At 42.8% G+C, this 9,496-nt stretch carries 8 protein-coding genes and 1 pseudogene; 6 read left to right on the top strand and 3 right to left on the bottom strand.

Features of this window, described 5'->3' with window-relative positions; all coding sequences use genetic code 11:
- Positions 1–91: 91 nt before the first annotated feature.
- Positions 92–304: pseudogene (locus E5S67_RS29705) on the bottom strand (reverse transcriptase N-terminal domain-containing protein); the annotation flags it as partial.
- A gap of 712 nt (positions 305–1,016) precedes the next feature.
- Here E5S67_RS29705 and E5S67_RS29700 point away from each other — a divergent pair.
- The 5 genes from E5S67_RS29700 (at position 1,017) to E5S67_RS29680 (ending at position 6,153) form a co-directional block, all read left to right on the top strand.
- Positions 1,017–1,250 carry an SMI1/KNR4 family protein gene (locus tag E5S67_RS29700; RefSeq protein WP_172192734.1) on the top strand — a complete coding sequence of 78 codons (234 nt, stop codon included), beginning with the start codon at positions 1,017–1,019 and terminating at the stop codon, positions 1,248–1,250.
- 245 nt (positions 1,251–1,495) lie between these two features.
- Positions 1,496–3,208, top strand: a complete 1,713-nt coding sequence (locus E5S67_RS29695; protein WP_216670801.1) for a ParM/StbA family protein — start codon at positions 1,496–1,498, stop codon at positions 3,206–3,208.
- Positions 3,201–3,713, top strand: a complete 513-nt coding sequence (locus E5S67_RS29690; RefSeq protein WP_172192732.1) for a hypothetical protein — start codon at positions 3,201–3,203, stop codon at positions 3,711–3,713. Before E5S67_RS29695 ends, E5S67_RS29690 begins: the two co-directional genes overlap by 8 nt.
- Before the next feature lie 43 nt (positions 3,714–3,756).
- Positions 3,757–4,554 (top strand): P-loop NTPase family protein, encoded by a 798-nt coding sequence (locus tag E5S67_RS29685; RefSeq protein ID WP_172192730.1) that lies wholly within the window; start codon positions 3,757–3,759, stop codon positions 4,552–4,554.
- Between the two features lie 477 nt (positions 4,555–5,031).
- Positions 5,032–6,153: a DUF6753 family protein gene (locus E5S67_RS29680; protein WP_246277044.1), complete on the top strand. Its 1,122-nt coding sequence runs from the start codon at positions 5,032–5,034 to the stop codon at positions 6,151–6,153.
- A gap of 59 nt (positions 6,154–6,212) precedes the next feature.
- Here E5S67_RS29680 and E5S67_RS29675 read toward each other — a convergent pair whose 3' ends face one another.
- Positions 6,213–7,646 carry an RNA-guided endonuclease InsQ/TnpB family protein gene (locus E5S67_RS29675; RefSeq protein WP_172192728.1) on the bottom strand — a complete coding sequence of 478 codons (1,434 nt, stop codon included), beginning with the start codon at positions 7,644–7,646 and terminating at the stop codon, positions 6,213–6,215.
- 279 nt (positions 7,647–7,925) lie between these two features.
- Between E5S67_RS29675 and E5S67_RS29670 the strand changes: the two genes are divergently transcribed.
- Positions 7,926–8,297, top strand: coding sequence for a hypothetical protein (locus tag E5S67_RS29670; RefSeq protein ID WP_172192727.1), 372 nt, complete (start codon positions 7,926–7,928; stop codon positions 8,295–8,297).
- A 208-nt stretch (positions 8,298–8,505) separates the two neighbouring features.
- Here the strand turns inward: E5S67_RS29670 and E5S67_RS29665 are convergent, their stop codons facing one another.
- Positions 8,506–9,420, bottom strand: coding sequence for an HNH endonuclease (locus E5S67_RS29665; RefSeq protein WP_479686937.1), 915 nt, complete (start codon positions 9,418–9,420; stop codon positions 8,506–8,508).
- Positions 9,421–9,496 lie beyond the last annotated feature (76 nt).

Here is a 9,496-nt window from a genome sequence, read left to right as displayed (position 1 = left end):
GGTTTCGAGTGTTGCCACCCTTCCCTATTAACCTGCTGAAAGCAGGTGTGACGCTTTCGGATTTCTCCTTGGCGCGTCAACGAGCCGCACTCCCCTGGTTATCCTGGGTAATTCTACGAACCGATAAGGCTCTTGCTGACCAAGACTTCATCAGCGTCTTTTGGAGTCTGCGAAATGCTTTTACATCACCACGAATAGAGGCTTGATAAATTCTCTTCTGGAGCTTGTACACATTACGCTCTAGCTTACGCCAGTTAATTTTGTGCCATTCCACCATCAGTTTTTTAGACTGTGTATTAGACATATATACTCACTATTTGAGACTTTATCTTCCAAATCATCGTAAGTCTGTTTGCATATTCTGGGCATTACCCCAGACATTCGCTTCTGACTTAATCTCTCCTACTCGCTGCATACGGTTAGCACCTACTCAGGTATTCGACCACCTAAGAGCAGACGAGAGGTTATCTCGTTCCGAATGACCATACTGTGTACCTTTAGAATGATGCTGTTCGCCGGGTTTATTGGAAGTGCTTGTTGGTCAATAGAAAACTTGCCAACTCCTTATCCTTTGCCTTTTGGCTCCAGCGCATTAAGCCTTATTTCGCTGGTTTTGTGTAACGACGATTCAGTTGCATCTTCAAGCCGGGGCTTTACTCATGGGTACTTTGCTCAATGCTTTACCAACTTAGGCTGTCAGTAATCACACCTTTTCACCCCGCTTTACGGATTGATGACTATTCGCTACCGTAGGGGTGATGCTTTCACCGCTGCACCTGCGGGGTAGGATTTGAGGGTTCTAGAATACTATTTCTCACCTACATGGTCATTCAGTTGTCCAGGTTCTCTACCAGGCGGCTAATCCTCCAAACCCTTTCAGGCTTTAGTTTCTAGCCAACGATTCGCACTTTCTTATCACAACCGCGGGCAATCCAACGTATCACCCGGGCAATTATCGCTGTTCCCCGATGATGGCATTGACTGGGATATGATGGATTGCTCTCTGGAATCGGCAATTGAAAATATCAAAGAATATTAACGAATTAGCAGAACTGCTTCAACCCTTGCAGCAAGAAGATAAAAATCTGCACGGAACATACGCAGATTCTCACCAATACAAACTGAGGCAAACGCTTGCGGAAGCCGAGTTGCAAAGTTTCGAGCGGAAACATCAAATCAAGCTGCCCGAAGATTACCGTACCCAATTTATTTCTTTGAAGATCCAGAAATCCAGGCTCAACTTGAGTTAAACGAAGACAGGATAGTTATCAAAATCCATCTTTGACCTTTCATATTAGTGCCACCTTAGCATAGTTGCTCTTTGTAGGGAGGGCAAAGCAACCGGCAAAAACCGAGATGTTTTCCTTGCAAGGCAGCCTGTCCCCCGCCATTTGGAGGGGGCTATTTTAACTATCCAAAACCACCATAATTGGTGAGGTCAGACTTAAATTGAAGCCAATACTATCATTTTATAACGTAATAAAAGCCAGCATTTATGAAGAAAAAATCCTCAATACCAGATGCGATTCTGGCTATAGATTTTGGCGGCTTATCTACTAGAGTTTTCTGCCAAAGCTCGCAAGCAGGCAGTAAAGCAAACTCCTTTGTAATGGAATCGCAGGTGGGGCCGGTGAGCCAAGACATAGCCAATTGTTTCACACAACCCAACCTCGCATCAGCATCTCCCGAAAATATTGCTTGGGTGGCAATTGGTAATGAATGCCGAGCCGTTGGCTACCTAGCAGCATCGCAATTCAATGCTCACATCGGTTTAGCGGGACTGAAGTACAGTAGCGCTTTGTACAAAGCTCTAGCAGCTTTGTGGGTAGTGTCGCGGAAGTTAGATTTAGGCAATCAATTTAGCGCTGCGATTTCCGTTTTCTTGCCACCAGGCGAATTTAATGACTCCAAGCAATTTTTTGAGCTATTAAGTCAATACTCTGCTTCATTTGAAACACCCACCGGCAAGCTATCTGTCACCCTGGACAAAACCCAAGCTTTGCAAGAAGGCGGCGGCATTGCTTTGATCCACAACAGTAATTTAGGTTCAGCCTTCAAGCAGCGGGTAACTGCCTTTGTTATGGTAGGATTTCGCAATGCTTCGGTAATAGTTTCGGCACGCGGTGCTGTCGGTAAGGGCAAAACTTCAGACTTAGGAATGGTAAGGTTGGTGGATCTAGTTCAAGAGCGAACCTCTAACTACGATGCTTCCCGTTTGGCTTTATCAATCGCTCAAGCGGGCGTAAGCTACAACCGCCCTTACTTTTACCGAATTGCTCGGAATCGAGAGGAGACAGCGAAAGATCGAGAAGTTGACCAATTGATTGAAGCAGTCAAGCTGTCTCGCTTTGACTACGCTCGAATGCTATCTCATTGGATTAATGAAGTGCTGCCGCCCGATTTAGATGAAATTGTATTTTGCGGGGGTACTTCTGAATATATGAAGCCAGAACTGCGAAATCAGTTTTCTCATTATTCGCTATCTTGGCACGCAGGTATAACAGTGCCAAAAACGCTCGATCCTGATGGTTTAGGTTGCCGCATAGCTGATGTTTACGGACTATTTTCTTACTTCAAATCTCAGTTTGAGGTACGGAGGCAAAGCTCTGTTGTGGCAACTTCTCAGAAGGCAGAAGATACAACTTCCACTTCAGGAGATGCTCCACTCCCTCCAACCGATCTACAGAGTGTAAAAGAAGGCGCTGAACAATCTACCAAGCCAAAATCTGAACAATCTACCAAGCCAAAATCTGAACAATCTACCAAGCCAAAATCTGAACAATCTACCAAGCCAAAATCTGAACAACCTACTCACTCCAAATCCGAGCCACCTACTAAATTAAAACTTGAGCAATTTACTCAAGCTAAATCAGAGCAATCTACTGAACAAAAAATTGAGGAATCTACTGAACAAAAGACTGAAGATATTACGGAACAAAAAATTGAAGAACCCGCTGAACAAAAATTTGAGGAACCCACTGAACAAAAGACTGAAGATATTACGGAACAAAACAGTGAAGTTTGCGCTCAACAAAAGACTGATTCAAGTATCAAAGATAGCTGCTTAGATGATTCTAATAAATTGAGTGATGAGTCGTCGTCGAATACAAAACCTTCATTAGAGGAATCAGAAGCAAACTTAGATGCAGCTCTCTTATTGGGAGGGCCCTACCGAGGTGCTGGAAAGAAGGTGAGGAATTATGCCTAGAAAACGTTACAAGGAATTTTGCTGGCGCTGTCAAGTTTTGCCAGATTCCGAAGACGCTATCTTGCTGTCTTACCTACAAAATCATCCTTTTTTTAGCTTCAAAGAAATGATTTTACCTCTGATAAAAGCGCGGTGGCTGTTAGCAGCTTTACGCAATAGCGGTAGTCATTCTAGCCCAGACTTAGAGTATTTGAGGCGAGAAAGCATTAATTTTTTGCTCAGGCAGATAGATGAAGTTTGCCGAGATGCGGGATTTAACTGTACCGAATTAGGAGTAATTGCCCCTGGTATTTCTTCGGGTTTAATTCCTTTAGCTACTTTCCCTCACTTATCGAACTCAGGTGCATCTATTGCTACGGAATTAACTACCCCTGAGAGTTCAAATCCCGCAAGTTTGCCCGAAGAAAAAGAACCTGAGGAATTTGCGGGAGAAATCGAGTTTGAAAACAGCGCATTTAACTTAGCTGGTTTCGATCCAGCAATGGTCGGGCCTAGCTTTAGTTAAAAATTATTAAGTCTTGAATATACATCCAGCAAGGAGGAATGAAATGACTAACATGATTCACTTGGTTGATGGCGAGAAAGGTGGCGTTGGCAAGTCGATGCTAACTCGGATTCTGGTTGAATTCAATCAGAAGTATGAACTGCTGTACACGTTAATTGATGGTGATTTTCAAAATCCTGACGTGCAGCAGCGCTATCCTGAACACAATGCAAAAATCGTAGCTTTAGTTGAAGATGAAGAGAAGTTTTTCGATATCGATATTATTTTTGAAACAGCAGTAGAAACTCCTGTGATTGTCAATTTACCAGCTCGGGTTTACAGCATTATCAACAAATGGATTGACGAAGCTAATTTAACCTCTCCTGATTTTAAAGAGCAGTCAGGAGTTGATGTATGCAAGTGGTTTATTTGCGGTGGCACGACGGACAGCATTGAGATGTTTATTGACTCTTTCAACTACTTTGAAGGTCAGCTCAATCACATTTTTGTCCGCAATTTTGGAGTTTGCAAAGATTGGTCGCACGTACAAAGCCATAAGGAAATGAACAAGCTCATTAATAATTACCGAATTCCTGTGGTAGATTTGCCGGCTCTGAGTGCAAGAGAGCGCAAGTTTATTGATACGAAGCGGTTGTCATTTTCTCAAGCAATGAAACACTCTGAATTCTTCTTGATTAGTCAGCAGCGATTGCATACTTTTCTGGAAGACTGTTTCCGTCTGATAGAAGATGTAGGTTTGTTTAACAACGTACCCAATCGCAATAAAAAAGAAGTCATCGCGCCCTATGAACGAAAAAAAAATGAGGAAATGCAAATAGAAAATGAGCAACAAAATAAGTAACAAAATAAGCAACAGGTTGTAAAGTCTCAGGAGGCTGTAATTTGTAAAAAAGGTATCGTAAGCTTTTAAGAATCTAAATTAAGGCTTACGCACACACTCTACTGATAGGGTGTGCCGAAACCAGCCCGCTGGCTGAGTGCAATCAACGCAGTTGTGTTATCCAACGCCTGGGATCTTAGCAATAAACAACGTTTATTGCGTTTAAACTCTGAAAATAAGAAGATTGATCGATCGCCCGCTACGAGATTTCCAGGGTTTCAAAAACTTCTTCACCACTGGGCCAGCGGGCTGGGTGTGCCGAAACACATCTTAATACTACAGATAGTGTCTAAATCGATAATTTGCGGGTATTCCTGTAAATTTTACAGTCAATGGGTGATGAACTCGTTAGGAGACGGACAAAATATGAGTTCACACTATAGAATGCGCGATGCAGAACAGCATAAAGATTAGGATTTTGATTAGGTAGGAGGTTAAATGTCCGATCGACTTTTAGAAGAACTTTCCGAAGTTGACTCTCAAGAGTTTGGCGAGATATTGGAAACGCCAAGGGAACAGGGCAGACTTAATAATACCAAAAATAATTCCATACAATACGCTGAAAATTCGCAAAGTTTGCCCGATTCTCCAGATACAGTCCCAGAAGATGCAGTAGAAGAAAAGTTGAAATCAGATGGGAGTAAGCTAAATGAAAAGGAGTTTTGGGAACTCATAGACGATGATTCGAGGGAAAGAGAAGCTCTGAACAGAGATCCTTTATCTGCCCCTCCCATGTACGAGAGAGATACTGAGTCACTAATCAGCCAGGTACTCAAGGGCAAAGACTCCAAATTTCGCTCTCATGTCATTCAGACAGCTTACCGATACGGTCTCAATAAAAATGACCCGCTTTTTATCGTATTGCTGGCTACAGGTCAACTCGAACTGCTGTTAGAAAAAAAACCGCAAGAGATTGACCAGTTTTTCAAGAATTGGCAATCTCAATGGCAAGGTGATTTAAAAGATTCTCAAGCTGTTATTTCTCAAGAACTGGAACAAGTTCGCCAGCTTACTGAAAATTGGGAAAAAGAAAGCAGGGAGTTTTTAGAACGGCAGGGAAAAGCGGCTGTTAAGGTGCAACATCGCCACATTTCCAACTCAGTTTACACCCTAGTGCGACAAGCAGCTTTAGAGAAAGTTGCTCACGATATTTGGTCGGTGATTTTTGGGAGCGGGGTAGTGTTAGGGGCAATGGCGATCGGCGCGTTTATCGGGTTAGCTGTGCCCCGGTTCATTCCAGCGCCTGAACTCGACCCAAAAGGGCCGCGCCAGCTCACTTTAGAACAAGCCGTAGCGCTCGAATGGGGGCTGAGCAAAGAGGGTCAGTTTGCTCGCAAGAACGCGGATACAATTCAGTGGGCAACAAGCAATGAAGGGAAATATGCTCGCCAATTTATGAGCTGGAATCAAGCTTTGTTGAGCGAGAAAGGTGGCAAAAAATTGTGTGAAACTGAGATAAATCGATTGGGGGTGACACTGACAGTAGAGGGTAAACCTGCACAAAAAGGATTTTGTACTTTGTGGATTCGCTCGCCTCAAGAACGAGAGTTTGTTCCTTGAGGGCAAATACTAAAGTCTTGAGTGGGATGTAAATAAGTTAGCGTGAACTAACCTGACGGTCAACTGGGTACAGTTAGACCGCAGGCTTCTTTTTCCTTTTTTTCAAAGGCTTTTTTGAGTGACGGAGTTCCCCCGCCACTTTCGTAACTAAGACCAATCTTTCTAATAAGTTTAGCTGAGTTTTCATCTCGATCCAAAGACTCTCCACACTGACAAGAATGCCACCGTTCCGACAATTCTTTCGGGACTTTGTTGAGGCAGTTCCAGCAATGCTGGGAAGTTCCTCTTGGAGAGACAAACAAAATGCTTTTACCCAATTTCCAGGCGACATATTTTAGGACGCTGGCGAATTGCCCATGAGCAGCATCAAGCATGGATTTATTCAAGCCACTTTTAGCTGACTGACCGTTCGGCAAATAAACCAAATTACCATTCTCAATATCAGTTTTAGGCTTGGCACGTCTAGTCAGATTTTTAACACTCAAATCTTCAACAACTAAAACATTACACTTGTCGAATAACTCATGTGCCGTTTTAAATTGAAAATTTAATCGGGATCTAGCCACGAACTGATGGAGTTTAGAAACCTTGTCCTTGATAATCTTCCAAGGCTTAGAACCCTTTATTCTACCAGCTAATTTCGCTTGAAGCCTTGCTAATTTTTCAGCCGACTTCCTCAAGAATCTAGGGTTTTCCACTCTTTCACCATTAGAAAGATAGACGTAATTAGTGATTCCCAAATCTATACCAACAGTATTTTCGACCGTCGGTTGAATTTCTGCAACCGTTACGGGAACCGTCTTATCTTCTAGCGTCAAGGAAATGTACCACCCATCCGCTTCTCTGATAACACTGCCCGTCTTAACTTTGAACCCTGTTGGTATTGAGCGATGGAACACCATCGGCACTTGACCTATCTTTGCTAGGTCAATACAAATTCTGTTTTGTTCATCCTTAACAATGTGTAAATTATCTAGTTGAGGGTATGTGAAAGACTTGTAGTAGTGAAGACCCTTGAACTTGGGCTTACCTCTACGATTGCCATTCTTGTCGGGCGTAGTAAAGTTTGAAAAAGAAGTTTCAACTCTGTTGACGACATCTTGCAAAACCTGAGAATCCAACACTTTGTAATCAGGAAACAGTTTTTTTGTGTTTTTTAGGTCAGCCAGTTGTATCGTCTGCCACTGTACAAATCCGCCTTCAATGTTCGAGAAAACATCACCTTTCCTAGTCAAAGGATTGCCTGATTTATCCTTTTTCCTGCCGTCTCTAGTTTGGACTCTCGTCAAAGGAATATTTTTATAAATCTCCTCAATTGGGACTATCGAAACAATCAAGGGGCAGGCATTGATGGGCGTTCTCGTGGCTTCCCACCATCTAAATCTTTCACCGAGTCGGTAGTTGTACTGTCGGCGACAAAGTTCTAAGTGAGTCACTATCGTCGTTAGTTGGGCTTTTGTGGGTTTGAGGCGGTATTTGTAAGTTAGTTGCATTTCTAAACTTCCTATTTTCGACCTTTGCATAGTATAATTTATGTACGTTTAAAATGCAACATCAAATTACTATTTTAGCACTGGAAAGAACATCGAAAATCAAGATACTCCCGAAGATTGATTCATAGTAGGCAAGTCTAATTGTCGGCTTCCGTTCCTCCATCCGACGAGCCTTTCATCACGCTCGGTAATTCCCAAGGGGGTACTTCGCAGCGCTCAGATATGTCCCCTGTGAATATACCGAGGGACTTTCCGGCTGGTAGTTAACAGGAGAAATCTATGATTGCCAATTTGAACAATCAGCCGTTACCTGACCAAAATCAGAAGCAAGTGCAGTCGCAAATATCGGGTGTTTTAGTTGCACTAAACGACCCATTCGATGAGATGGTTTGGGACTACTGTTTGAGTCAAACATACCCAATATCGGAACAGATTAAGATTGTACTGAGTGCTTTCTGGGGACCGTTTGCTGCCAAAAATGTTAGCAAGTCTCCTGAGCGAGTGCGAGCAATAGCTTGTTATTCACTGCAACAATTAGCAGCTCAACAAAAATTGATTGACTCAGTGTTTGAACTGTCAAGTGAATCAAGTGACATACTCCCACGTCAAGCTGAGTACAGCTATGACGTGGGCATCTTTGCAGCCCGATGAAGGGTGTGCAAAATTTCCTTCGCGGTACTATCATCTATAGTTCCTACTATAGAAAGATTCCCGCTACGGCGTTTTCTCCTTGGGAAAATGCCCAACCCAAGTCTCTTTAAAATTAAAGTCAGTGAAGGAGTCGCCTCCTCCACTGCTCTACAAAACGGAACGTGATAGTTTCTCATCATTCCGCTCCTCAATAAAACGGCTGTTGTCATCAGTACGTCATTACCAACATATCGTTTTCCCAAACCCAAAGGCTTGGTTCCACTGGTGGCTTAGGTTTAGCACTTTTGCAGCTAGATTTGTTACCGAGACTGCCATCATTGGCGGTCTTTGTGTCGTGGCAATATCGATGAAGTAGTTGCCAATTATCATACGATTCCTTCCCACCTTTCGATTTGGGGACGATGTGGTCAACCTCTATCGAATCTCCATCTTTGAAGTAGTTACCGCAGTGAGCGCATTTCCCTTTTTGTCGCTTGAGTAATTTAGCCACTCTTACGGGTATCTCGGGTTGTACTCCCATTCTTGAACTCCAATATATCCAATCACCGTCATAGGGTGATGCCGTCCCTTTTACTTTTACATGGCGCTTTATTTCAGTGGAGCTATGTTGTATTAGCGAATAAGGATTATTACCCTCTCTGGTTGCGAACACCCAGTTATTGCCTTCTACAGTTTTGAAATATTTAAGGCGTATCCACCCTCTGCCTTTATTCCTATGACGATGGCGACCCCATTTCAGAAGTTTCCAAACCACTAAGTGCCACAGCCTTTCAAATACTTTCTGACTGACGACTGTTGAGAAGTAGTTACACCAACCCCTGATGATAGGATTGAGATTTTTGATTAAAGTCGCTTGGTTTAACCCACGCGATTTATCTATTACTTCAGCAACTTTTCTGTAGTGTCTTTTCTGACTTTCCTTGCTGGGGGTGATAATAGTCTTAAATCCGAGGATTTTACCCTTTACTCTGCCTGAATTGTGTTTCCCAACAGGGAATTGCCTGACGTTGAATCCTAGGAAGTTGAATCCAGGTTGTTCATCATCTAACTTGTTCAGGGTGTGGGCTAGTCTTGTCTTGCTCGGTTTTAATTCTAACCCAATGCCACTTAAGCTGTTTCGCATTTAAATTGTGATAATAGCATTTCCTTTGTTTTTAAGTTTTCGTCCCCATTTGATAACCAATTCTCCTTCATTTAAA

This window comes from Microcoleus asticus IPMA8, assembly GCF_013179805.1.
Lineage (GTDB): Bacteria > Cyanobacteriota > Cyanobacteriia > Cyanobacteriales > Microcoleaceae > Microcoleus > Microcoleus asticus.
The sequence above is the reverse complement of the archived record's forward strand: the minus strand, read 5'-3'. Positions and strand labels throughout refer to the sequence as shown.